Origin of the sequence: Micromonospora sp. NBC_01412 (assembly GCF_045040215.1) — a bacterium.
Classification (GTDB): domain Bacteria; phylum Actinomycetota; class Actinomycetes; order Mycobacteriales; family Micromonosporaceae; genus Micromonospora; species Micromonospora rubida.
This window is the reverse complement of record NZ_CP109528.1, coordinates 7357222-7381956: the sequence shown is the minus strand read 5'-3', so window position 1 is coordinate 7381956 and position 24735 is coordinate 7357222. Positions and strand designations below refer to the sequence as shown.

At 71.9% G+C, this 24735-nt stretch carries 17 protein-coding genes and 1 pseudogene; 9 read left to right on the top strand and 9 right to left on the bottom strand.

Going from position 1 to position 24735, the window contains the following annotated elements; all coding sequences use genetic code 11:
* Positions 1-10 precede the first annotated feature (10 nt).
* From OG617_RS32125 to OG617_RS32100, 6 genes and pseudogenes are all read right to left on the bottom strand, one after another.
* A complete protein-coding gene (locus tag OG617_RS32125) occupies positions 11-667 on the bottom strand; it encodes a hypothetical protein (RefSeq protein WP_405096632.1) in 657 nt (218 codons plus the stop codon).
* On the bottom strand, positions 664-2070 hold the full coding sequence (locus tag OG617_RS32120; RefSeq protein WP_405096631.1) for a selenium-binding family protein: 1407 nt from the start codon (positions 2068-2070) through the stop codon (positions 664-666). The genes OG617_RS32125 and OG617_RS32120 overlap by 4 nt, the downstream gene beginning before the upstream one ends.
* A gap of 141 nt (positions 2071-2211) precedes the next feature.
* Positions 2212-2727 (bottom strand): NUDIX domain-containing protein, encoded by a 516-nt coding sequence (locus tag OG617_RS32115; RefSeq protein ID WP_405096630.1) that lies wholly within the window; start codon positions 2725-2727, stop codon positions 2212-2214.
* Complete coding sequence (locus OG617_RS32110; RefSeq protein WP_405096629.1) at positions 2621-3094, bottom strand: hypothetical protein; 474 nt, start codon at positions 3092-3094, stop codon at positions 2621-2623. Before OG617_RS32110 ends, OG617_RS32115 begins: the two co-directional genes overlap by 107 nt.
* Positions 2998-4389 (bottom strand): annotated as a pseudogene (locus tag OG617_RS32105) (FAD-dependent oxidoreductase); the annotation flags it as partial. The pseudogene OG617_RS32105 and the gene OG617_RS32110, both read right to left, overlap by 97 nt.
* A 168-nt stretch (positions 4390-4557) precedes the next feature.
* Positions 4558-5721 carry a serine hydrolase domain-containing protein gene (locus OG617_RS32100; RefSeq protein WP_405096628.1) on the bottom strand — a complete coding sequence of 388 codons (1164 nt, stop codon included), beginning with the start codon at positions 5719-5721 and terminating at the stop codon, positions 4558-4560.
* Between the two features lie 204 nt (positions 5722-5925).
* Here OG617_RS32100 and OG617_RS32095 point away from each other — a divergent pair, with 204 nt between their 5' ends.
* Both OG617_RS32095 and OG617_RS32090 read left to right on the top strand, forming a co-directional pair.
* On the top strand, positions 5926-9072 hold the full coding sequence (locus OG617_RS32095; RefSeq protein WP_405096627.1) for a BTAD domain-containing putative transcriptional regulator: 3147 nt from the start codon (positions 5926-5928) through the stop codon (positions 9070-9072).
* A 1032-nt stretch (positions 9073-10104) separates the two neighbouring features.
* Entirely contained in the window at positions 10105-11070 is a 966-nt protein-coding gene (locus OG617_RS32090; protein ID WP_405096626.1) for a hypothetical protein, read from the top strand.
* Positions 11071-11275: 205 nt separating this feature from the next.
* On the opposite strand, the gene OG617_RS32085 is transcribed toward OG617_RS32090, so the two are convergent.
* The 3 genes from OG617_RS32085 to OG617_RS32075 form a co-directional block, all read right to left on the bottom strand.
* Positions 11276-11827: an NADAR family protein gene (locus tag OG617_RS32085; RefSeq protein ID WP_405096625.1), complete on the bottom strand. Its 552-nt coding sequence runs from the start codon at positions 11825-11827 to the stop codon at positions 11276-11278.
* On the bottom strand, positions 11770-12270 hold the full coding sequence (locus tag OG617_RS32080; protein ID WP_405096624.1) for an SRPBCC domain-containing protein: 501 nt from the start codon (positions 12268-12270) through the stop codon (positions 11770-11772). Before OG617_RS32080 ends, OG617_RS32085 begins: the two co-directional genes overlap by 58 nt.
* A gap of 1009 nt (positions 12271-13279) precedes the next feature.
* Positions 13280-14737, bottom strand: coding sequence for a cellulose binding domain-containing protein (locus OG617_RS32075; protein ID WP_405096623.1), 1458 nt, complete (start codon positions 14735-14737; stop codon positions 13280-13282).
* 90 nt (positions 14738-14827) lie between these two features.
* Between OG617_RS32075 and OG617_RS32070 the strand changes: the two genes are divergently transcribed.
* The 7 genes from OG617_RS32070 (at position 14828) to OG617_RS32040 (ending at position 24727) form a co-directional block, all read left to right on the top strand.
* Entirely contained in the window at positions 14828-16144 is a 1317-nt protein-coding gene (locus OG617_RS32070) for a family 43 glycosylhydrolase (protein ID WP_405096622.1), read from the top strand.
* 408 nt (positions 16145-16552) lie between these two features.
* A complete protein-coding gene (kdpF, locus tag OG617_RS32065; protein ID WP_036343797.1) occupies positions 16553-16642 on the top strand; it encodes a K(+)-transporting ATPase subunit F in 90 nt (29 codons plus the stop codon).
* Entirely contained in the window at positions 16642-18297 is a 1656-nt protein-coding gene (gene kdpA, locus OG617_RS32060; RefSeq protein ID WP_405096621.1) for a potassium-transporting ATPase subunit KdpA, read from the top strand. The genes kdpF and kdpA overlap by 1 nt, the downstream gene beginning before the upstream one ends.
* Before the next feature lie 20 nt (positions 18298-18317).
* Entirely contained in the window at positions 18318-20513 is a 2196-nt protein-coding gene (gene kdpB, locus OG617_RS32055; protein WP_405096620.1) for a potassium-transporting ATPase subunit KdpB, read from the top strand.
* Positions 20513-21394 carry a potassium-transporting ATPase subunit C gene (locus tag OG617_RS32050; protein ID WP_405096619.1) on the top strand — a complete coding sequence of 294 codons (882 nt, stop codon included), beginning with the start codon at positions 20513-20515 and terminating at the stop codon, positions 21392-21394. Before kdpB ends, OG617_RS32050 begins: the two co-directional genes overlap by 1 nt.
* A gap of 97 nt (positions 21395-21491) precedes the next feature.
* The gene (locus tag OG617_RS32045; RefSeq protein ID WP_405096618.1) at positions 21492-24044 is read left to right on the top strand and encodes a DUF4118 domain-containing protein; all 2553 of its coding nucleotides are present in this window, start codon (positions 21492-21494) and stop codon (positions 24042-24044) included.
* Positions 24041-24727, top strand: coding sequence for a response regulator (locus OG617_RS32040; RefSeq protein WP_405096617.1), 687 nt, complete (start codon positions 24041-24043; stop codon positions 24725-24727). The genes OG617_RS32045 and OG617_RS32040 overlap by 4 nt, the downstream gene beginning before the upstream one ends.
* Positions 24728-24735 lie beyond the last annotated feature (8 nt).

The following is a 24735-nucleotide window of genomic DNA, read 5'->3' as shown; positions in this document are numbered from 1 at the left end:
CCGGCGCCGCTCAGGTCGCCGCGGCCACGACGGTGATCACCCCCGCGACCACCAGCACCCAGGCCCAGAGCCGGTCCACGTTGAACCAGGCCCGCCGCAGCACCCCGACGCCGAGCACCTCGTACACCGCCACGGCGGCGGCCAGCGCCACGCCGAACATCGCCACCGTGTGCACCCCGGCGGCGGCCAGCCCGGGCAGCGCGCCGGACGGGGTCGCCGACAACTGCCCGGCGTGCCCGGCATGCCCGCCGTGCCCGCCGGCCGCGACCGGCTCGGCGAGCAGCACCGGCAGCAGCATCAGCCCGGCGCCGTGCGCCGACGACATCAGGAACGACCACCCGGCGAGCTGCGCGTTGGACGGCCGCATCCCGGCCCAGCGGAAGTGCCGCCGCGACAGCAGCTGCCACAGCCCGAACCCGACCAGCAGCACCCCGCCGACGACCGCCACGGTGGTGCTCGCCACGACCGACCTGGTGGCGCTGACCAGCGCGGCCACCAGACCCACCGAGGCGAGGTGGCCCAGCGCGATGGGCAGCAGCGACGTCACCAGCATCCGCCGGCTGCGCTCCTGGAGGCCCCGGCCCACCGCGAACAGCCAGCCCATGGCCGGGTTCAGGCCGTGGAACGCGCCGAGCCCGGCCAGCGCCAGCCAGGTCGTCCCGGTCACGGGAAGCAGTACGAGTCGGAGGACGCGTCGCCGCCCTGCAACCGGGTCTGGTGCACCCGCAGCCCCCGGAACTCCTCCCCGCGCGGGAAGAACCGCGGGTCCGGGGTGAGCCCGCCGGCGTCGGGGTCGACGTCGAGCTTGGCCAGCCAGGCGCCCACCCCGTCCGGGTAGAACTGGTCGTCCCACGAGCCGTAGAGGGAGTTGGACACGTACACCCGGCGGCCGTCGCGGCTGATCTCCACCATCTGCGGGCCGCCGGCGAGGGGCTCGTCGGGGAAACCCGGGTGGGGGGTGCGCCGCACGATGCCGCCGAGGCGCACCGACCCGGTCTGCACGGGGTGGAACGGGTCGCTGACGTCGTACTGGCGCAGCTCCCCGGTGCCCCAGCAGGAGACGTAGAGGTGCCTGTCGTCCACCGACAGGTCGATGTCGGTGACCAGCGGGGGGACCGCTCCGAACGGCTTGAGCAGGCCCGGCAGGTCGGCCGGGTCGGCCGGCTCGGCCGGGATGTCGATCACCTTGGTCACCGCCCAGGCGTCGCCGTCGCGGTGCCACAGCCAGACCGAGGCGGACAGGTCCTCGACGCTGATCACCACGCCGACGAACCCGTACGTCTTCGTCGGGTCGTGCGCGGGGCGCAGCTCCAGCGGCATCTGGTACGCGTCGCCGAGGTCGACCCGCTGCACGTGCCGGCGCTTCGCCAGGTCCCAGAAGTGGATGGCGTGCCCGTACTTCCGGCCGAGCAGCAGCTCGCCGACGATGCCGTCCTCGATCATCGACGGGGTGCCCCACTCGCTGGTCACCAGCACGTCGTGGTTGAGGTGCCACCAGAAGTCGTACGCGAGGAACTGCGGCCCCCGGTCGGCCTCCCACGCCCGGCGGACGTCGAGGCTGGTGTGGTCGAGGATCGCGATGCCGCCGGGGCCCTCGGCGCCGTCGGCGCCGCCGAGGGCGGACAGGTAGATCCCGTCGGGGCCGCAGTGCACGGTGTGCGGCCGGGAGTAGCCGGCCCGCTCCGCCAGCTCCTCCGGGCCGATCACCTTCACCAGCTTCGGGGCGCGCGGGTCGGGCCGGGTGTCGTAGACGTGCACCCGCGACGAGCGCAGCCCGGGCACGATCAGGTAGCGCCGCTCGACGTGCGGGTGCGGCGCGGTCGGGCAGAGCGCGCTGCTGCACGCGTTCCACCCGAAGTGGTGCACCTCGTCGCCGGTGTGCGGCAGGTCGGTCCAGCCCACCACCCGCCCGTACGTGGGGGAGGCGGGGTCGGTGTCGAGGACCGCGATGGCGTCGGGACGGGTCGCCGAGCGGTCGAAGGCGGCCACGTAGGCCAGCTTCTCGGCGGGGGCCTGGGCGGCGTCGCGGGGTGAGGGATAGAAGGACGGGTCGGGTGTCCAGCGGCTCATGGCTGCTCCTCCGGGGTCGGCGTGCCGGACCGGTCGCATCGACTCATGTCAGCGAGCGGGAACAGCCTACTGATCCGAAGGAGTGCTGTGGTTGGCTCTTTGTGCCGACTTCAGTGCCCAGGGTTGCCGGCGGGCGGCGGGTCAGGCGCCCCGGTGGGCGGCGAGGAAGTCGGCGAGCACCCGGGTGTGGGTGGAGAAGGCCAGCTCGGCCGGCTCGGTGAGCACCAGCCACTCGGTCGCCTCTTCGGTCGGCGCGGACGGCGGGAGCTGCCCGGCGGCCTGCTCGGGCAGCGTCCCGAAGACCATCATGGTGCCGCCCGCCGGGGCGCTGTGCACCGCGAACAGCTCCGCGTCCCCGGCCGCCGCGACCAGCCCGGTCTCCTCCCGCAGCTCCCGGACCAGGGCGTCGCGCCACTCCTCGCCGTACTCGATGAAGCCGCCGGGGAGGGCGAGCAGGCCACGCGCGGGCTCGATGTCCCGGCGCACCACGACCACGCCCAGGCCGGCGTCGGTGCGGACCGGCAGCACCGCGACCGCGACCGGCAGCGGGTTACGCCAGACGGTGTGCCCGCAGGCCGCGCAGTCCCGGGGCCAGCCGTCCCCCGCCGGGTAGGCGACGCCGCAGTAGGAGCAGTGGGAGTACGGTGCGCCGGTCATGCCGCTGCACGTTACCGCCCCGGCCGCCGGCAGGCGATGCGGGACCGTGCCGTCGGCGGCACCAGGACGGCAACCCTCCTGGTGCCGCCGATGTCGACGCCGACGTCGGTGTGGGCCGGGGAGGCCATCCCTTCAGACCGGTGTGCGCCAGGCCCTCGACGAACTGCTTCTGCGCGATCACGAACACCGCCAGCACCGGCAGGGCGGTCATCGACGCCGCCGCGAGCTGGACGTTCCACATCGGCCCGCCGTACGCGTCGACGAACTGGGTCAGCGCCTGCGGCAGGGTGAACTTCTCCGGCGAGGAGAGGAACACGATCGGTTCGAGGTAGAGGTTCCAGCTGTGCAGGAAGGTGAAGATGGCCACCGCGCCCAGCGCGGGGCGGGACAGCGGCAGGGCGGCCACTCGACCGGGTGCAGCCGGTAGCTGCCGTTGGTGACGTGCGTGGTGCCGATGTTCTTGCCGGCCGGCAGCAGGTTCTCCACCCGCTGCGGGATCAGTGCGCCGAGCGGGATCTCGAACGGGCAGGACCCGACATCGATGTAGTTGTCGCCGCCGGTCGACGGGTGCAGGTCGATCCGGTACATGCCCACGCCGATCGAGTCGGGGTAGCTGACCGCGCCGTGCGCGCCGCGCACCGCCAGCGACAGGTCCTGCTCGACGACCGTGTACTCGGCCCGGATGCGCCGCGACTCCCAGATGTACGGGGCCTGGGCCAGGCCGTCGGCGCTGCCGGTGACGTCGCCGCGCAGCCGCAGCCCGGGGAAGCCGGTGCCCCCGTCGGGCCGGGGCGCCTCGGTCTGCATCCAGTACAACACCGAGTACGACAGCTCCCGCGCCTGCGACAGGTGCCACGACGCGTTCGGCACGTCGATGACCGGGCTCTCGAAGTAGTCGATCATCGGCCAGTTGACGAGCGTGATGTCGCTGGCGTACGCCCCGTCGACGAAGTTGCGCCGGGCGGCGATGCGCCGGAACGTCCACAGGTTGCCGTCGCCGGGGTTGAGCCGCTGGTCGGCATTGACCGCCAGGGGGTCGTCGTCCGGGTTCGGGGTGAAGCTGCGCTCGACGATCTCCAGCGTCCGGGGGTGCGGGGAGCGCCAGGACAGCAGCCGGTCGCCCCAGAAGTCCGGCTTGTAGTCCCGCCAGAAGTCGTACCTGGCCGGGCGGTCGATGGTGTGGTCGCCGTCGAGGTGGTCCAGGGCGAAGCAGACCGACACGGCCTGCATGTTCATCGGCTGGGCCTCGGTCGGCGCGCTGGGCTCGCCGGTGGACTCCCGCGACTCGAACCCGGTGACGTACTCGACGCCGGCCAGCGGCAGCAGCTCGCCGGTCTCGGTGGCGTCCAGCACGTACGGGGCGGTCAGCTCGACCAGCTCGTCGGGGCGGTCGCGGTGCCCGACGGTCACCCCGGTCACCCGGTCGCCGTCGGAGGCCGCCGAGACCGGCCGGTACGGCTGGAGCACGGTCAGCCGCCCGGACCCCCGGTACGGCGCCAGCATCTCCTCCAGCACCGCCACCGCGACCCGGGGCTCGTGGCACAGCCGGCTGACCCAGCCGGCCCCCGGGTTGAGGTCGGTCCAGCCCCGGGACCGCTCGGTGAGCGGGTAGTGCCGCCGGTAGTAGTCCCGGATCCCGGTGCGCAGCGCCCGGTAGCTGGCGGTGACGCCGAACTGCTCGACCCAGGAGTGCTCGTCCGGGGGGACCGCCTGGCTGGTGAGCCTTTAGCGCCCGGAGGCGCTCCAGTTGGCGTCGGGCTGTTGGATCGGGCCCGCTACCGGCTCGTGCCTGTCTTTCATGGGCACCCGAGCCGATAGCGGGCCGCACGCTTACGCAGGGATGGAAGTGCCGAACTCCGCTTCGATGACCTTGAAGAGGAGGTCCCAGGTCTTCCATTCGGTGTTGGTGTGGAAGGCGATGGTGTGCTCGCCGTCGGGGGTGCCTACCGTGCAGATGAAGAATCCCCAGAGGCTGCCACCCACGCCGCGCAGCGTCCGGCCGCCCGTGGCCTCCTTGTCGAACTCGAACAGGCCGAGGCCGTATCGGGCGTGCGGCATCCAGTAACTCCCCTCGGTGGAGACCGTGGTCCACATCTCGCGGTGCTGGGCCGGCGGCAGCAGGCTGCCGCTCGCCATCGCGTTGATGAACCGGATCATGTCGCCGATGGTGGAGACGACGTTACCGGCTGACCAGGCCGATGAGGTGTTGAACTCGGTGACGTCGAGGGGCTCGAGACCGGGTTCCTCGATCATCGATTCCCAGTTCTCCGGGGTGACCGTCGCCGGGTCGGTGCCGTCTTTGTAGAACAGGTTGGAGTACGCGCGCGGGTGCGGATCGGGGTATCCGATGTCCTGGGTGGGGCGCACGTAGGTGTTGGTCAGGCCGAGTGGCTGGATGACCCTGCGGTCGACCTCCTCGGCATAGCTGTTGCCGGTGACCTTCTCGATGATCGCCCCGGCGAGGTAGAAGCCGCCGTTGGCGTACTCGAAGCGATCGCCGGGCTCGCCGACCGGCGGCTGGGAGACCGCCAGCCTGAGCAGGTCTTCGGTGGTGAATTCGTCGAAGCGATGCTTGACGAACCCGGAACGGGTGGCGTAGCGGTGGCCCAGCTCCGGTGCCAGGCCGGTGGAGAACAGGCCACTGGTGTTGCTGAGCAGGTGCCTGATGGTGATCTTGTTGCCGTCGTAGCCGTTGACGTTCAACACGCCCGGTAGCCACTTCTCCACCGTGTCGTCGAGGCTGAGCCTGCCCTCGGCCTCGAGGGTCAGCATCACGGCGGCGGTGAAGGCCTTGCCACTGCTGCCGGTGTGCACGTGCTCCCCCGGCTGACGCCGGGTACCGGTCTGGATGTTGGCTACTCCGGCGGTTGCGAACCAGCTTCCGTTCGCATCCCGGACCTCGGCCACGATGCCGGGTACGCCCGCCTCGGCCACGGCCCAGTCGAGCACCCGCTGCAGCTTCTCGCGCCCCGCGTTGTCTGCATTGCCTGTCATATCCATGCCTTTCGGAGGGAACCGTCGCGTGTCCGTTGACGGAAGGTCACGCGTTTCCGTACGCCCACAACGATGTCCACGGGCGCTGACAGGCCTCTTATAACGCTCTTACAGACGGCACGGAGCCACTATCAGGGACTGTCACGTGCTGGCCGCGCAGTGGCCCGTGTCCCATCGGCGCCCGGCCCTCATAGCCTTGTGGGCATGCGGATTGAAATGCTGGGGCCGGTCCGGGTCTACGCCGACGACGGCGCGCCGATCGACGTCGGCGGCGCCAGGGTTCGCGCGCTGCTGGCCCGGCTGGCACTGGCCACGGGGGAGGTGGTATCGCTCGAATCGCTCGTTGACGGTCTGTGGGGGGAACACCCGCCCGGGGGCACCATCAACGCGTTGCATGCGCTGGTGCATCGACTGCGCAGGGCTCTGGGCGGGGCCGGGGTCGTGGAGACGGCGGCCGGCGGGTACCGCCTGCACGTACACGCCGAGGACGTCGACGCCCACCGGTTCGAGGAGCTGGCGAAGCGGGGCGACCACGAACTCGCCGCAGGCGCCACGCAGCGGGCGGCCTCGCTGCTGGGCGAGGCGCTGGCGCTGTGGCGGGGAGAAGCGCTGGCCGACGTGCTCGATGCCCCCTTCGCCGGTACGGCTGGCGCGCGCCTGGAGGAGCTGCGCGTCGCGGCCACCGAAGACCGGTTCGAGGCGGAGCTGCAACTGGGCCGCCACGACGAGATCCTGGCCGATATGGCGGCGCTGGCCGCTGGCCACCCGTTGCGCGAACGGCTGGCCGGATTGCGGATGCGAGCCCTGTCCGCGGCCGGCCGCCAGTCCGACGCGCTGGTCCTGTTCGAGGAGGTCCGCGGCACGCTCGCCGAGGAGCTGGGCATCGATCCCTCAGCGGAACTGCGAAAGACGCACCTCGCTGTGTTGCGGGGGAAGCTCGACATCCCCGAGCCCCGGCAGGCATCGCCGGAAGCGGCGCCCGGACGTCTGCCGGCCCAGCTGACCAACTTCGTCGGTCGGGCGGACGAGCTGAGGTTGCTGGCTGGGTTGCTGGAGAGCTCTCGGCTGGTCACCGTCGTGGGGCCCGGGGGTGTGGGGAAGACCCGGCTGGCCGTGAAGGCGGTGAGCCGGCACCGCGCCCATCGCCGCGGCCGGGTCTGGCTCGTTCCCCTGGCCGGGGTGAGCACACCGGACGGGCTGCCCGAGGCGGTTCTGGGCACGCTCAACACCGCCGACGGCCGGCCTTCCAGTACACCCCTGGAGCGAGTGGTCAATCTGCTCGCCGGCGGCGAAGGCGTACTGGTGCTGGACAACTGCGAACAGATCTCCGGACCGGCGGCGGAGTTCGCCCTGCACCTGCTCGAGCGCCGGCCGGACCTGACCATCCTGGCCACGAGCCGGGAGCCGCTTGAGGTCATGGGTGAGGCGCTGTGCCGGCTGGGTCCGCTCGACCTCCCCCCGGCACACGCGGATCCCGTCCGCGCCTCCGGATCGGCCGCGGTACGGCTGTTCCTCGATCGGGCGGCAGCCGTACGGCCCGGCTTCGTACTGGACGTGACGACGACAGCCCCAGTCGTGGATATCGTGCGTCGGCTCGACGGACTGCCGCTCGCCCTGGAGCTGGCCGCGGCGCGGCTGCGGACCATGAGCGCTGACCAGGTCGCCCGGCGATTAGATGACCGTTTCCGGCTGCTCAGCACCGGCAACCGGGCCGCCCAGCCCCGGCAGCAGACGCTGCATGCGGTCATCGAGTGGAGCTGGGATCTCCTCACCGATCAAGAACGGACGCTGGCCCGCCGGATGTCGATATTTCCCGCGAGAACGGGTATCGCCGCGGTCGAGGCCGTCTGTTCGGATGAGACGCTCCCTACAGGCGAGGTCCTTTACGTGCTCGAGTCCCTGGTCGACAAGTCCATGATAGAGCCGGTCGGCGACGGGTACCGAATGCTGGAAACAATCCGAACCCACACGGCGGACAAACTCCGACTCGCGGGGGAAGACAAAACCGTTCTGCACAGGCTCATCCGGCACTTCGCCGACCTGGCCGAGGAACACGAGCCGCTGCTGCGCTCGGACAAGCAGGTGGAGTCGCTGCGGCTGTTCGAGGCCGAGTACGACAACCTGATGTTCGCTCTGCAAACGGCCATCGACGGCGGTGACGCCGAGGCGGCGGCCCGGACCCTCGGCCCGCTGTACTGGTACTGGGTCATGCTTCGCTACGACAGTCGGGCCGACGCCTACGTGGCCAGAGTTCTCGAGTTCGGCGATGCGCTACCCGCGGACGCCCGGGCCGCGTTCACCGCGATCCACCTGGTGGCCAGCGAGAGAGGGCCGATCACAGACCCCGAGCGGCTGCGCGCGCTCATCGAAGACTGCGCGCGCACGGGCGCGCGGCGACGTTATCCGATGCTGCTGACGATGTCACTGTTGATGGCGGCGATACTCGGGCTCGATGAGCTGGTCGATCGAGAGATCGCCCAGGTGCGGAGCAGCTCGGACCACTGGGCGATCGCCTGCACCTTCGTGGTCGAAGCCATGCGATATCGCGAACGGGTCGACCGGGAGGGCTACGCGACCGCGATGGCAGCGGCGTTGCACACGTTCGAGGAGGTGGGCGACCGATGGTGGACAGCGAAGATGCTGATCGGCAAGGCGCAGATCCACGCCACCGGCGGTGACCATGACGAGGCGATCGCCGCCTACGAGCGCAGCATCGCGATCGCCACCGACCTCGGCTCGCAGGACGAGGTCTCCACCCGGCTCGGCCTCGCCACCGAACGCATGCGCGGCGGCGACCTGACCGGCGCCCGGCACGACATCGACACCGCCGAACGAGCGGCCTGGGACCGCGGTCACCCCATGCTAGAGATCGAGGTCCTCGGCAACCTGGCCGAGCTGTACCGCCGCTCCGGCGACGTCGAACGGGCCGATCATGAACTCGACCGGATGGAGACGCTCGCCTGCGAGCTGCTCGTTCCGGCCGAGACGGTGCAGAACGTGCTGGTCCCCGCCAGGATGGCGAACCTCCTCACCGCCGGGGACGCCGCACGCGCACGCGAGCTGCTGCTCCGCACCGTCCAAGCGGCGCAGGCGCGCATGGACACCTCATCAGCCGCCCAGCTCCTGGCCTGGCTGCTCCTTCTGGAAGGCGATCCGGCCGGCGCGGCCGGCGCGCTCGGCCTGAGCCAGGCCATCCGGGGCACCTTCGACCACGGCGACGTCGAACTACGCTCGCTCGTGGAGGCTCTCGTGGACCGGCTCGGCCGTACCGAATACGACAGGGCCTACCGCCGAGGCGCCGACATGACACGGCAAGAGGCCATCGACCGGCTGACGAATTCGCGTTCATGAGGCCGCAATTAAGATCACTAACAGTGGCGGCCGCACATTTGTCGTGACGGTGCAGAAGACCGGCATCCCCAGAACGATCGCCGAGGTCTACGAGGTCAGGCGGTAAAAGGTTGGCAAGGCCGAGGTTCCCGACCTCATGTTGTCCGGGGACATCTGCAGGGTGGCCGGCCTGCACGCCGAGCGTGCGCGGCACCCGGCGGACGGCCCATGACGGCATCACCCCTACACCCAGCAAGCCGCCGGCACACCCTCGTCGAACTGGCTGAGGCGATCGATGTCGCGTTTGGGCGGTGGGATCTGGCACATTCGCGGATGTTCGTGCTGCCCGGCGGCGTCGAGGTCAGTTGGGTGGCGTCGCCGGCCGGCGCGGCGTTGCCCGGCACGAGCGACGGACCGACCGCCCAGTTGGACACCATGACGCTCGACACGTCGTTCGCGTACGTGCTCGGCCTCGGCGAGGGCTGGACCCACACGTGCACGGGGAGCCTCGCCCCGCCGGGGACCACCCGTCTGGGGCCGTCGCAGCCGCCTCGACCGTATCGAGGTTGGGGGAGCCCGCCTGACCAATACGGCCGGCACCACCTCGACGACGACGTCGACATCCCGGTGCCGCGTAACTCGTCCGCCCTGCTAACGGATCTAGCCGCGATCCGCGCGCATCCCTCCGTCATGCGGTCACCGAACGTAGTTAGATCAGGCCGCCGTCCTGGTGGACGACGGCAATCCTCGATGCGGCCGACGTCGAGCCGTTAGCCTGTGGATCGCTGCCGGGAGTTTGGCGGGCAGGTGCGCGTGGTGGGCGCGGCCGTGTCCGACGATCGTCAGGGGAAACCGGGGTTGGCCTCGGAGCCAGCGAGGTAGCTGAATCATGGGCTACTGCTCGGCCAGGTCTGGGCGCCATTGGAGGATGTCGCCGTCGAGGTCCCCGCCCCGGATGTCGTTGAGCGCGGCCATGTAGCCGATCTCGGTTGCGTTGACGAGCATTCGCAGTACCTCGATGGGGGCGTCCTGGTAGCCATATGCCGACCACACGTGAGCCAGCTCTCCTACAACCCGATCAACGAGTTCATCTTCCCCAGCGTCATCCGGGCCGCCGACTACTTCGCCGACCCGCTGGGCGAGTACTACCTGTACTACGCCCCGCACGAGCGGCCCGGCGGCATCTCCCTGGCCTACTCCGACTCGATCGACGGCCCGTGGACCGAGTACGCGGCCAATCCGCTGATCGGCAACACCTGGCTGCCGCACTACCCGACGGTCAGCCACATCGCGTTGCCCGGTCCGACCGGCCCGGTGTCCCGGCGCATCCGCTGGGCGGTGTCGAACGACGCCCGCACCTGGACCGTCCAACCGGAGCCCATGGTGACCCCGCAGGGCATCGAGGGGCCGAACGCCTCCGGGCCGTTCTTCCTGCGCTGGCAGGGCCCCAACCTGGTCATCTTCCACGCCGCCGACGGCAACATGCACGCCGTCGACGTCGGCGAGAACCTCGACCGGGAGGCGCACCTCGGGGTCGTGCACGACTCCCTGGCCGAGGCCCCCGACCTCGGCCGCTCGGCCGCGCCGACGTTCTACTTCGACGGGCGCACCGCGCACATGTACCACGAGGCCGGCGGCCGGGTCACCGCGACGATCGGGCACGCCGTGGCCGCCCTGCCCGCGCCGGTGCCCACCCGGGAGCTGGACTGCGCGGTGGACCGGCCCGTGCTCTGGCCGCCGAACCACAAGCTGGTCGATGTCGCCGTGACCGTCGACCTCCCCGACGGGGTGCTCGGCCCGCGCGCCTTCGCCCTGACCGAGGTGACCGGCGGCGACGCCACCGACGTCGCCGGGTTCGTCACGGGCACCCCGGACACCGCCGGCCGGCTGCGCGCTGAGCGCGCCGGCAACGGCGGGGACCGGGTCTACACCCTGCGGTACGCCGGCCACGACGAGATCGGCCGCCCGGTGGGCTGCACCGTCACCGTCACCGTCCCGCACGACCAGCGCCGGGCCTGACCGCCGGCGCTCCTGCGGTGCGACCGGCCCGACCCGGTGCGACCGGTGAGATCGGGGCGACCGGTCGATCCGAGGGCTCGCCGGCCCGGCCCTCGTGCGGGGCTGGGCCGGCCGATCGGGATCGGGCACCGGCCGCCCCGGGTCCGGCGTTGGCTGCCTGGGATCAGGCGCTGGCCGTCCGGGAACAGGTGCTGGCCGTCCCGGATCAGGTGCGCAGGGCCGCCCGGGCGTCCATCAGGGCGAAGCCGAGCAGGTTGTCGCCCCGCCAGCGGGCCGGGTTCTCGACGGCGGGGTCGTCCGCAGCCAGGCCGATGCCCCACACCCGGTCCATCGGGCTCGCCTCGACCAGCACCCGGTTGCCGGTGGCCAGCAGGAACGCGTGCAGGTCGGCGTGCTGGGTGAACTTGGCGACGCTGCCGGCGACCACGACGTCATACCGATGGGCCGCCCAGACGGCCTCGTCGAAGCCGCGGACCTGGCGGCCGAGGGCCTTGGCCCGCTGCGGGTGCCCGGCAGCGAGGACCTGCTCCGCCACCGCCTCGTCGCCGAAGAGGACGGCCTTGCGCCACATCATCCAGTGTTCGGCGGTGTGGAAGACCCGACCGTCCACGGTGAACGGCGCGGGCCACCACTGGCTCAGGCAGCCCGGCCCGACGGAGCCGTCTTGCCGGGGCCGGTGGCCCCAGAAGTGCAGGTACTTCACCGGCTTACCGGCGCGGTGCAGGGCCACCAGGTCGGCGACGGATCGAGGCGACATGGCCGACAGTCTGCCCTCCGCCCCCGACACCGCGCCGCCGAATTCCCGCGTGGACTCTCAGCCAACCGGGTCCGCTCCCGGCCGGCGTCGTCGTCGCCCCCGGCGCGCAGGTACGTGACCAGCCCGAGCAGCCCCATGTCACAGCCGATCCCGACCGCGCCCGGCCCGAACCGGGCCCAGATCACGTCGTCGACGTGCGCGACATGCTCCAGCGTGAACCGGGTCCGGTCGTCGGGCTCCGGCGTCAGTCGCACCTCGATCCAGCTGACCTGCCCGCCGAACTCCCAGGTGGCGGAGAAGCTCTTCGGCGGGTCGCAACGTTGTACCTCGCCGCCCGCGTTGCCCTCGAACTGGTGCCGGCCGTGCAGCCGCAGCTCACCGCTGACCGGCAGAAACCAGCGGACGATCCGGGCGGGGTCGGTGCTTCTGCGTGACGCCGTCAAAGTCGACGTGGCCGTCCACCCGGCCGCGCTGTTCGCGGCGCCGGAACTGTAGGCGCCGCCGCCTGTCGCAGGGCGATTGCGAAGTCGAGCGGGGGCGCTTTGACCAGGGGGTCTGGGGTTCCTGGCGTGGGTGTCGCTCCACGGCGGGTGTGCCTCCCGGTGCCTATGGAGCTGAGTCGGATACGACATCAGCCATGCTCGGCGCGCTCAGCGACCGTGAGCGACGACCCGGCGGGGCGGTGGGTGACGCGACGGCGGTGGCCCGACCGGCGGTGATGACGTAAGCGACTCAGCTCTATAGGCACCGCCCCACGGCATCGACCGCCTCGCCCCCAGCTCCGCCCCGGCCACGGTCCCCGAGCCGGCCAGGGACCGCACCCGCGACAACGCAATGACCCTGCCGCCTGTCGCGTCGGACCACTTGACGGTCGTGCTCGACGTCTGGCAGCCCAGAGTGGCGTAGGCGTGAGCAGGGGTCTGAGGGGCGGCTGCAACAGCGACCGCCACACTGCCGCCGCAGACATAACCAATAGCCACCAGTCGATGTCTACGCCGTCGAGGTTGTACTGGTTGACAAGTTGACCACGTTGTTGACGAACGCGGTGCGGCCGGTGCCGTTCGCGGCGAGCGCCTTGACGGCGGAGTCGTTGCCGCCGCTTCAGCCGCCGACGGCGATCAGAACCTTGACGTTGTCGGCGTGCCCGAGTGACGCCAGTGACTGCAACTTCGCGGTGTTCTCCACCGGTTGCAGGCTGCCGTCGGGATTGGGCAGCGCGAACCCGTAGTTGACGTGGGCAGCTCGCCGTACTGGACGCTGCCGGCCACGGGGGCAGACAGTCGACGCTCTTGCAGCCCGTTGGGCAGCACCACCGCCGACGAAGTCAATGGATGCCTGCGGCGGGTGGTCGCCGCGCCCGATCCACCGCGCCGGCCCGGCGGCATCCGGATCGTCGCCGGGGGAGCGGCGACCGGTGGGATCCCGTCGCCGCCCCGCCGGTGCCGGGCGCGGCTACGGGGTGACGGCGATGTTGGTCAGGCCGCCGACCGCGTTCGTGACCGTGTTCGAGGCGTGCACGACGTTCGGGTTCGCCGGGCACTTCGACGTCGAGGAGACGTATACGGCGTACCGGCCGACGCCGCCGAGGTCGGAGGTGTTGCCGCGCCAGACGTTGCCGCAGCCGTACCCGGTGAGGAGGTTGTGGGTCTCGTAGCCGTTGGCGAACGTGCCCGGCGCGCGGAATGTGCCGGTGTTGCCCTCGACGAGGTAGCCGTTGCCCTTGGCGTCGATCCACGAGTCGCCGGAGTTGGTGCCGGAGATGCCCTGGCCGTCGAAGGTGTTGCCACGGATCACGCCGCCCTCGGTGCCCTCCTTGATGTCCACGTGTTCGGCCGTCACGCGGGGGCCGATCCGGTTGTTCAGCACCTGCACCCGGTCGGAGCGGTCCATCCCGCCGGAGTTGCCGTGGCAGCCGAAGTTGGACTGGGCCGAGCCGAGGTAGACCCCCTCGCCGTAGCCGGGCTGCGCCAGGCCCGTGTCGGTGATCACCGAGTTGCGGATGATCCCGTCCGCGGAGGAGCGGCGGAAGTGCACCGCCTCGTCCTCGGTGTGGTGCACGTACACCCCGTCGATGGTCACGTGGTGGGAGTTGTCCAGCACGATGCCCTTCTTCGACTCGGCAACGGTGAAGCCGGTCAGGTTCCAGTGCGGGGCGTCGAAGAGCCAGAGCCCGTACCCGGAGTCCCAGCCGGCGGTCGGGGCCGGGCAGCCCGGCGCCGTGCCGGTGGGCCCGTCGTTGACCAACACCGCCCCGCGCGGGCCGGTGAGGGTGATCCGGGACGCGGCGGTCCCGGCCCTCGTGGTCACGAAGGAGCCCCGGTACGTGCCGGCGGCGAGCTGGATCGTCTGTCCCGGCGCCGCCGCGGCGAGGGCGGCCTGGAGTTGGGCGGCGGTGGAGACGTTCACCGTCGTGCCGGGCGGCGCGGTCGTGGGCGGCGGCGTGGTGGGTGGCGGAGTGGTGGGCACCGGCGTCGTCGGTGCCGCCGTCGTGGTCGGCGCGGGGCCGCCACCGGCGCACGGGTCGCCGTTGACCGTGCAGTTGGTGGGGTTGCCCGCGCCGCTGACGTTGAAGCCGAAGCTCTCGCTGCCGCCGGGGGCGATGGTGCCGTTGTAGCCGGCGTTGGTGAACCGGTAGTGCTGGCCGTTCTGGGTGCGCACGGAACTCCAGGAGTTGCTGACGCTGGTCCCGGTGGGCAGGTCGAACTCGACGGTCCAGGTGGTCACGGCGGTGGCGCCGCCATTGGTGAGGACGTAGTCGGCGCCGTAGCCGCCGGGCCAGGTCGAGGTCTTGACGAGGCTGGCCGTCAGGCCCCCGGCGGCCCAGGCGAACGGGGCGACGCTGACCGCGAGGGCGGCGGCGAGGCCGGCGGCGCCGGCGGCCAACCATCGATGAGAGGTCTTCACTGGCATGGCCCTTCGTTGATGCGTGCGGTTGGCGGGCTGCCCGGAGGCTGACGCCGAGCCGGCCCATAATATCGATACACGTGGTTATACTCGGTCATGCGTCGAGTCCTCGCCTGCCTGGTCGCCATACTCGTGGCCAGCCCCGTCGTCATCACCGCGCAGGCGGCCTCCGCGGCGACCACGCCCGCGGCGCTCGTCATCGGCGCAGACTTCCCCGACCCGGACGTGATCAAGGTCGGCGGCACCTATCACGCCTACTCGACCAACAACGGCTTCGGCAACGTCCCGGTCGCCACGGCCGCCTCGCTGGCCGGGCCGTGGACGCGGCGGCCGGACGCGCTGCCCACCCTCGGCGCCTGGGCCGACGGCGGCCTCACCTGGGCCCCCGACGTGTCCCCGCGCGCCGACGGTCGGTACCTGCTCTACTACACCGCCCGCAGCCGGGCGGTCGGCCGGCAGTGCATCGGCGCGGCCCTGGCCAGCTCGCCGCTGGGCCCGTTCGCCCCCGTCGGCACCGGGCCGCTGGTGTGCAACGGCGGCGAGGGCGGCGACATCGACGCTTCCAGCTTCGTCGACGGCACGGGACTGCGGTACCTGCTCTACAAGGACGACGGCAACGCCGTCGGCCAGCCGACGAGCCTCTGGCTCCAGCGGGTCGCCGCCGACGGCGTGACGCTCCAGGGCACCCGGGTGGAGCTGCTGCGCAACGACCGCTCGGAGGAGGCCGGCGTCATCGAGGCGCCGGTGCTGACCAGGGTCGGGGCGCGTTACGTGCTGTTCTACTCCCTCGGCGGGTACGGCGGGGACGGCTACCAGACCAGCTACGCGACCTCTACCTCGCTGACCGGGCCGTACACCAAGGCGTACCGGTCGCTGCTGACGACGGCCAGCGTGGACGGCGCCGTGCGGGGCCCCGGCGGCGCGGACGTCGTCCGCGAGGCCGGCGGCGACCACCTCGTCCTCCACGGCTGGATCAACAACTACACCGCCCGGGGGATGTACGTGGCCGCGCTCGGCTGGGCGGGGGAGTACCCCGTGGTCCGGGGCAGCCGGGTGCGGTACGAGGCGGAGCGCGGGACGCTCAACCACTGCGCCGTGCGGAACACCGCGAGCGCCTCGCAGGGCCAGGTGGTGGCCTACCTCGACTACGCCGACAGCTGGGTCGACATCACCGTCTTCGCCCCCCGGGCCGGCAACTACACGGCCCACCTCGCCTACGCCGCCGGGTACGGCGACGCCTCCCACACGCTGACCGTGAACGGCGGCGCCGCGCAGGTCGTCAGCTACCCCAACTCGGGGTGGGAGAACTGGCGGCAGGTGCGGGCCGACGTCACCCTGAACGCCGGCTTCAACACCCTGCGGCTCACCCACCGCGACGGCTGGGCGGAGCTGGACTTCGTCGAGGTCGCGTAGGCCCGACGAGCGATCCCGCGCGAGGGCATCGCGCCGGCACGCTGCCCGGCACGCCGCCCGGCACTTCGGTCGGCGGCAGAGGCCCGTGGGCGGGCGTGCGGCGGCGAGGCTCGGGCGGGGCGTGCCCCTCGCCTGCGTCATCAGGCCCGGCCACGCCCGTGACCGCCGTCACGGCGCGGCCGGGCCGCGTGAAAACGGCGTCAAGAAACGGCCCGTCGCCGTCATGGTCGCGTGAAGGACCCTGTCCGGACGGCACCGGAGGCGTTGTGATTGCCCGGCGCGACCGGAAGTCGGTCGCGGCAACCGAGTCGGGTAAGAGGAGTCAGCCGTGTCTGACGTGGTGTTCGTGCTGGTGACGGTGGCGCTGTTCGTGGCGCTCACCCTCGTGGTGAGGGGCGTGGAGAAGCTGTGAGCGCCGTCAACGCCGTCGGCCTGGTGCTGGCGATCGGCCTGGGTGTGTTCCTGGTGGTCGCCCTGCTGTTCCCGGAGCGCTTCTGATGACCACGACAACAGCCGGTGTGCTGTTCATTCTCTCGCTCGTGGTGGCGCTGGTCGCCGTCCACAAGCCGTTCGGCGACTACCTGTACCGGGTGGTCGCGGGCACCCGGCAGTCCCGCGTCGAGCGGGGCGTCTACCGACTGGTCGGGGTCGACCCGTCCGCCGGGCAGACCTGGGGCGTGTACGCCCGCGCGGTGCTGGCGTTCTCCGCCGTATCGATCCTGTTCCTGTACGCGTTCCAGCGCCTGCAGAACCACCTGTGGCTGTCCCTCGGCTTCGACCCGGTCGTGCCACACGGGGCGTGGAACACGGCGGTGTCGTTCGTGACCAACACGAACTGGCAGTGGTATTCCGGCGAGTCGACCATGGGCCACCTGGTGCAGATGGCCGGGCTCGCGGTGCAGAACTTCGTCTCCGCCGCCGTCGGGATCGCCGTCGCGGTCGCCCTGGTCCGCGGGTTCGCCCGCAGCCGTACGGGCGAGCTGGGCAACTTCTGGGTCGACCTGACCCGGATCACGCTGCGGGTTCTGCTGCCGGTTGCGGTGCTCGGGGCGTTCGCCCTGATGCTCGGGGGCGTGGTGCAGAACCTGTCCGGCGGCACCGACGTGACAACCCTCACCGGTGGGGTCCAGACGATCACGGGAGGGCCGGTCGCCGGTCAGGAGGTGATCAAGGAACTGGGTACGAACGGCGGGGGCTTCTACAACGCCAACAGCGCCCACCCGTTCGAGAACCCGACCGCGTGGACGAATTGGCTGGAGATCTTCCTGATCCTGCTGATCCCGTTCAGCCTGCCCCGGCTGTTCGGCCGGATGGTCGGCCAGAACCGGCAGGGGTACGCCGTGGCCGCCGTGATGGCGATCCTGGCCGTGGCGAGCGTCGCCCTGACCAACGTCTTCGAGCTGACCGGGCACGGCACGGTGCCGCAGGCGGTCGGCGCGGCGTTGGAGGGCAAGGAGGTGCGGTTCGACGTGTCGAACTCGGCGACCTTCGCCGCCGCGACGACGCTGACCTCCACCGGGGCGGTGAACTCGTTCCACGACTCGTACACCGCGTTCGGCGGGATGATGCCGCTGGTCAACATGATGCTCGGCGAGGTGGCGCCGGGCGGCGTGGGTGCCGGTCTCTACGGTCTGTTGATCCTCGCGGTGATCACGGTGTTCGTGGCCGGTCTGATGGTCGGTCGTACCCCGGAGTACGTGGGTAAGAAGATCGGCTCACGGGAGATCAAGTTCGCGTCGCTGTACTTCCTGGTCACGCCGGCGCTGGTGCTGACCGGCACGGCGGCGGCCTTCGCCACCGGCAACGCCGCGACCGCGCTGAACAGCGGCCCGCACGGCCTGTCCGAGGTGATCTACGCGTTCACCTCGGCGAGCAACAACAACGGATCCGCGTTCGCCGGCATCACGGTGAACACCCAGTGGTGGAACACCGCCCTGGGGCTGTGCATGCTGCTCGGCCGGTTCCTACCGATCATCTTCGTCCTCGCCCTGGCCGGCTCGTTGGCCCGCCAGGCGCCCACCCCGGCCTCCGAGGGCACCCTGCCGACCCACCGACCCCTGTTCGTCGGGATGGTCGTGGGCGTCACGGTGATCCTCGTGGCCCTGACCTTCCTGCCCGCGCTCGCGCTCGGCCCCTTGGCCGAAGGGCTGTGACCATCATGAGGAACGACGACATGACCCTTTCCCCGCAGGCGCCGCACGGTGGGGCCGACCCGGCCACCCCCGGCACGCCCGCCACCCGGGGCGACCGGGTCGGCGGTGGCCTGCTCGACCCGAGGCAGTTGTTGACGTCCCTGCCGGACGCGCTGCGCAAGCTCGACCCGCGCACCCTGTGGCACAACCCGGTGATGCTGATCGTCGAGATCGGCGCGGCCTTCACCACGGTCCTGGCCGTGGTCGACCCGTCGGTCTTCGCCTGGGCGATCACCGTCTGGCTCTGGCTGACGGTGCTGTTCGCCAACCTGGCTGAGGCGGTCGCCGAGGGCCGGGGCAAGGCTCAGGCCGCCACGCTGCGCCGGGCCAAGCAGGACACCGTCGCCACCCGACTGGTCGGCTGGACCCCGGGCGCCCGCGCCAACGCCTACCACGACGAGGCGGTGCCCGCGCCCGAGCTGCGCCAGGGCGACGTCGTGCTGGTCCACGCGGGCGGGATCATCCCCGGCGACGGCGACGTCGTCGAGGGCATCGCCAGCGTCGACGAGTCGGCCATCACCGGCGAGTCAGCCCCCGTCATCCGGGAGTCCGGCGGTGACCGCAGTGCGGTCACCGGCGGCACCCGGGTGCTCTCCGACCGGATCGTCGTGCGGATCACCCAGAAGCCGGGGCAGAGCTTCATCGACCGGATGATCGCCCTGGTCGAGGGGGCGAATCGGCAGAAGACGCCGAACGAGATCGCGCTGAACATCCTGCTCGCCGCGCTCACGATCATCTTCCTGCTGGCCGTGGTCACCCTCCAACCCCTCGCGATCTTTTCCAAGGCGTACCAGGCGGCCGCGCCGGACACCGGCGCGATCACCGACGCGGGGGTCAGCGGCGTGGTGCTGGTGTCCCTGCTGGTCTGCCTCATCCCCACCACCATCGGGGCGTTGCTGTCGGCGATCGGCATCGCGGGCATGGACCGCCTCGTCCAGCGCAACGTCCTGGCGATGAGCGGCCGGGCGGTCGAGGCCGCCGGTGACGTGAACACCCTGCTGCTGGACAAGACCGGCACCATCACCCTGGGCAACCGGCAGGCCGCCGAGTTCCTGCCGGTCGAGGGGGTCACCGCCGCCGAACTGGCCGACGCGGCGCAGTTGGCCAGCCTCGCCGACGAGACCCCCGAGGGCCGGTCCGTGGTGGTCCTGGCCAAGAACGGGTTCGGGCTGCGCGAACGGGAGCCGGGCCTGATCCCGCACGCCACGTTCGTGCCGTTCACCGCCCAGACCCGGATGAGCGGCGTCGACCTCGGTGCCGAGGTTGTGGACGACGGCGTCCGCCGCATCCGTAAGGGGGCCGCTACCGCCGTGATGAAGTGGGTGCGTGAGAACGGCGGCCACCCGACCGAGGAGGTGGGCCAGGTCGTCGACGGGATCAGCGGCACCGGCGGTACCCCGCTGGTGGTGGCCGAGCACGTCGACGGTGAGCCGGCGCGGGCTCTCGGCGTGATCCACCTCAAGGACGTCGTGAAGGCCGGCATGCGGGAACGGTTCGACGAGATGCGCCGGATGGGCATCCGCACCGTGATGATCACCGGCGACAACCCGCGGACCGCGAAGGCGATCGCCGACGAGGCCGGGGTGGACGACTTCCTCGCCGAGGCCACCCCGGAGGACAAGCTCGCCCTGATCAAGCGCGAGCAGGAGGGCGGCCGGCTGGTCGCGATGACCGGGGACGGCACCAACGACGCCCCGGCACTCGCCCAGGCCGACGTCGGGGTGGCCATGAACACCGGCACCTCGGCGGCGAAGGAGGCCGGCAACATGGTCGACCTCGACTCCGACCCGACCAAGCTCATCGAGATCGTCGAGATCGGCAAGCAACTGCTCATCACCCGGGGTGCCCTGACGACCTTCTCGATCGCCAACGACATCGCGAAGTACTTCGCGATCATCCCGGCCATGTTCGCCGGCATCTACCCCAGCCTGGACACGCTGAACGTCATGCGGCTGGCCAGCCCGGAGTCGGCGATCCTCTCGGCGGTCATCTTCAACGCCCTGGTGATCATCGCGCTGATCCCGCTGGCCCTGCGCGGCGTCCGGTACCGACCGGCGGCGGCGGCCAAGCTGCTCAGCCGCAACCTGCTGGTCTACGGCCTCGGCGGCATCATCGTGCCGTTCGTCGGCATCAAACTCATCGACCTGCTCATCCAGTTCATCCCGGGGATCTCGTGATGCGTCTACCCACCTGGCTCGCCCAACACCTCGCCGCCCTACGCGCCCTGCTCGTCTTCACCGTCCTGCTCGGCCTGGCGTACCCGTTGGCCCTGGTCGCCGCCGGACACCTGCCCGGCCTCGACGCCAAGGCGGACGGCTCGCTCGTCGCCGTCGGCGGCCGGACGGTCGGCAGCGCGCTGATCGGCCAGTCCTTCACCGACGCCGACGGCAACCCCGTCCCGCGCTACTTCCAGTCCCGCCCCTCGGCGGCCGGCGACGGCTACGACCCCACCTCCACCGCCGCCTCCAACCTCGGCCCGGAAAGCGTCGTCGACACCCTCGCCACCGACCCGGCCGAGTCGACCGAAAGCCTGCTCACCCAGGTCTGCGCCCGCAGCCTGACGGTCGGCCGACTCGACGGCGTCGACGGGCGGCGGCCGTACTGCACCACCGACGGCGTCGGCGCCGTCCTGGGCGTGTTCCACCGCGACGGGCTGACCGGACCGGTCACCCGGGTGGTGAGCGTCAACCAGGCCGCCCCCGCCACCCCGTTCGTCGCCACCTACCAGGGAGTGCCGGTCGAGCTGGCCCAGCCCGGCACGGACTACGTCGCCGAGGGCGCAGTGGTCACCCCGGTCCGCGGCGACGCCCCCGCCGAACCGGCCGTGCCCGCCGACGCGGTCACCGCCAGCGGCAGCGGCCTCGACCCACACATCAGCCCCGCGTACGCCGAGATCCAGGTCGCCCGCGTAGCGCGGGAGCGCGGCGCGGACCCGGCCGCGGTCCGGCGGCTGGTGGCCGAGCACACCAACGGCCGGGCGCTCGGCTTCCTGGGCGCCCCCGGCGTTAACGTGCTGGAACTGAACCTCGCCCTCGACCAGCGGTTCGCCGCTCGTTGAACCCCTCGCCGGGCGGGCCACGACAGGCCCGCCCGGCGGTCACCGCCACGAACACGGCCGCGCCGCCGGACGGCCCGCCCACCGGAAGGACCTGCCCGTGCCCAGAGGGGAACTGCGCATCTACCTCGGGGCCGCGCCCGGCGTCGGCAAGACGTACGCGATGCTCCAGGAGGCCCGGCGGCGGACCGAACGCGGCACCGACGTGGTGATCGGGCTGGTCGAGACCCACGGCCGCCCGCACACCGCCGCCATGGTCGACGACCTGGAACAGGTGCCCAGACGCACCCTCGCGCACCGGGGCGTCGAGTTCACCGAGCTGGACCTCGACGCGCTCCTGGCCCGCCGGCCCGAGATCGCGGTCGTCGACGAGCTGGCCCACACCAACGTGCCCGGCTCCCGCAACGACAAGCGCTGGCAGGACGTGCAGGAGCTGCTGGACGCCGGCATCTCCGTGCTGTCCACGGTCAACGTCCAGCACCTCGAATCGATCAACGACGTCGTCGCCCAGATCACCGGCACCACCCAGCGCGAGACCGTCCCCGACGAGATCGTCCGCGCCGCCGAGCAGGTCGAACTGGTCGACATGACCCCGGAGGCGCTGCGCCGCCGGATGGCCCACGGCAACATCTACCGCCCCGACAAGATCGACGCCGCGCTCGGCAACTACTTCCGGGTCGGCAACCTCACCGCGCTGCGCGAGCTGGCCCTGCTCTGGCTGGCCGACAAGGTCGACGACCAGCTCGACGCCTACCGCGCCCAGCAGGGCATCTCCGACACCTGGGAGGCCCGCGAACGCGTCGTCGTCGCGTTGACCGGCGGGCCGGAGGGCGACACGCTGATCCGCCGGGCGGCCCGGGTGGCCGCCCGGGGCCGGGGCGCCGACCTGCTCGCCGTGCACGTCACCCGCAGCGACGGCCTGGCCGGCGCTGACCCCGCCCGGCTGGCCCGCCAGCGGGTGCTGGTGGAGAGCCTCGGCGGCACGTACCACCAGGTGCTCGGCGCGGACGTGCCGGCCGCGCTGCTCGACTTCGCCCGCGGCGTCAACGCCACCCAGCTCGTCCTCGGCGCCAGCCGCCGGGGCCGGTTCGCGCAGCTGTTCAGCCGGGGAGTCGGGGTCACCACCACGGCCCTGTCCGGGCCGATCGACGTACACCTGGTCACCCACCCGCAGGCGGGACGGGGCCGGCGGAGCGCCGGGTTGCCGGCCGCGCTGTCCCGGCGGCGCCGGCTGCTCGGCTTCGCCCTCGCCGGGTTCGGCATGCCGGCGCTCACCGTGGCGCTGCGCACGCTGCCCGACCTCACCCTGACCAACGACATCCTGCTGTTCCTCGCCGGTGTCGTCGGGGTGGCGCTGGTCGGCGGCCTGTGGCCGGCGCTGGTCGCCGCCCTCGGCGGGTCGCTGCTGCTGAACTGGTTCTTCACCCCGCCGTTCCGCACGCTGACCATCGCCGAGGCGGACAACCTGCTCGCGTTGGGCGTCTTCGTCGGCGTCGCCCTCGCGGTGAGCTGGGTCGTCGACGTGGCCGCCCGGCGTACCCGGGAGGCGGCGCGGGCCTCCGCCGACGCGCAGACCCTCGCCACCGTCGCGGGCGGCGTGCTGCGCGGCGAGCGCCCACTGCAGGCGCTGCTGGACCGGCTGCGGGAGACGTTCGCGCTGCGCGCCGTCAGCGTCCTGGAACTGGCCCCGGACGCGCGGGGACGCCCCGGCCGGGCCCACGAGCAGGACGCCTGGCGGCTGGTGGCCGCCGTCGGGGAGTCCCCGGCGACCAGCCCCGACGCCGGGGAGACGGCGGTACCGGTGGACGACCGGCTCACCGTCGTGCTGTCCGGCCGGCGGCTGGAGGCCGCCGACCGGCGGGTCGTCGAGGCGTTCGCCGCCCAGGCCGCCGTGGCGCTGCGCCAGGAACGCCTCGCCGAGGAGGCGGCGACCGCCCGGCCGCTGGCCGAGGCCGACCGGATGCGCACCGCGCTGCTCGCCGCCGTCAGCCACGACCTGCGTACGCCGCTCGCCTCGGCGAAGGCCGCGGTGAGCAGCCTGCGCAGCCACGATGTCGAGTTTGACGCCGACGATCGGGAGGAGCTGCTGGCCACCGCCGACGAGTCCCTGGACCGGCTGGGCCGCCTGGTGGCGAACCTGCTGGACATGAGCCGGTTGCAGGCCGGCGCGCTCGGGGTGACCGCCGTCGCGATCGGGTTGGAGGACGTGGTGCCGAGGGCCCTGGACGAGCTGGGTCCGGACGCCGCCGACGTCGCCACCGACATCCCCGCCGACCTGCCCGCCGCGCTGGCGGACCCGGGCCTGCTGGAACGCGTGCTGGTCAACATCGTCGCCAACGCCCTGCGGCACAGCCCGCCCGGCCGACCGCCCACCGTCACCGCCAGCGCCCACGCCGGGCAGGTGGAGCTGCGGGTCATCGACACCGGCCCGGGCATCCCCGAGGACCAGTGGGAACACGTCTTCCTGCCCTTCCAGCGGCTCGGCGACCGGGACAACCAGACCGGCGTCGGCCTCGGCCTCGCCCTGTCCCGCGGCCTCGCCGAGGCGATGGGTGGCAGCATCACCCCCGAGACCACCCCCGGCGGAGGGCTGACCATGGTGCTCCGCCTGCCCGCCGCCGCCCCGACCGGCACCGAAGGGCCGCAGGAATGAGCCGTATCCTCGTCGTCGACGACGAACCGCAGATCCTGCGGGCCCTGCGCATCAACCTGCGTGCCCGCGGCTACGACGTGGAGGTCGCCGACACCGGCACCGGCGCGCTGCGGGCCGCCGCCGCCCACCCGCCGGACCTGGTGGTCCTCGACCTGGGCCTACCCGACCTCGACGGCGTCGAGGTGATCCGGGGCCTGCGCGGCTGGACGACGGTGCCGATCATCGTGCTGTCCGGCCGGGCGGGCAGCGAGGACAAGGTCGCCGCCCTTGACGCCGGTGCCGACGACTACGTCACCAAGCCGTTCGGCATCGACGAGCTGCTCGCCCGCATCCGCGCGGTCACCCGACGCCTCGCCGCCCCGGCGGCCGACGGCGCGACGGCGGCCCCCCGGGTGGGCCGGCACACCGTCGACCTCGTCGACCACACGGTGACCAGCGACGACGGCGCGGAGGTCCGGCTCACCCCCACCCAGTGGGCCGTGCTCGACAGGCTGCTGCGCCATCCCGGCAAGCTCATCAGCCAGCGCCAACTGCTGCACGAGGTGTGGGGGCCGGAGTACCAGAACGAGACCAACTACCTGCGCCAGTACATGGCCCAACTGCGGCGCAAGCTGGAGGACGACCCGGCCCGCCCGCGACACCTCATCACCGAGCCGGGGATGGGCTACCGCTACCGCCCCTGACCGGTCCG

Coding starts and splice junctions, on each gene's coding strand:
- OG617_RS32120 (WP_405096631.1), bottom strand. CDS start 2,070: ATGAGCCGCTGGACACCCGACCCGTCCTTCTATCCCTCACCCCGCGAC.
- OG617_RS32115 (WP_405096630.1), bottom strand. CDS start 2,727: ATGACCGGCGCACCGTACTCCCACTGCTCCTACTGCGGCGTCGCCTAC.
- OG617_RS32100 (WP_405096628.1), bottom strand. CDS start 5,721: ATGACAGGCAATGCAGACAACGCGGGGCGCGAGAAGCTGCAGCGGGTG.
- OG617_RS32095 (WP_405096627.1), top strand. CDS start 5,926: ATGCGGATTGAAATGCTGGGGCCGGTCCGGGTCTACGCCGACGACGGC.
- OG617_RS32085 (WP_405096625.1), bottom strand. CDS start 11,827: ATGTCGCCTCGATCCGTCGCCGACCTGGTGGCCCTGCACCGCGCCGGT.
- OG617_RS32075 (WP_405096623.1), bottom strand. CDS start 14,737: ATGCCAGTGAAGACCTCTCATCGATGGTTGGCCGCCGGCGCCGCCGGC.
- OG617_RS32070 (WP_405096622.1), top strand. CDS start 14,828: ATGCGTCGAGTCCTCGCCTGCCTGGTCGCCATACTCGTGGCCAGCCCC.
- kdpA (WP_405096621.1), top strand. CDS start 16,642: ATGACCACGACAACAGCCGGTGTGCTGTTCATTCTCTCGCTCGTGGTG.
- kdpB (WP_405096620.1), top strand. CDS start 18,318: ATGACCCTTTCCCCGCAGGCGCCGCACGGTGGGGCCGACCCGGCCACC.
- OG617_RS32050 (WP_405096619.1), top strand. CDS start 20,513: ATGCGTCTACCCACCTGGCTCGCCCAACACCTCGCCGCCCTACGCGCC.
- OG617_RS32040 (WP_405096617.1), top strand. CDS start 24,041: ATGAGCCGTATCCTCGTCGTCGACGACGAACCGCAGATCCTGCGGGCC.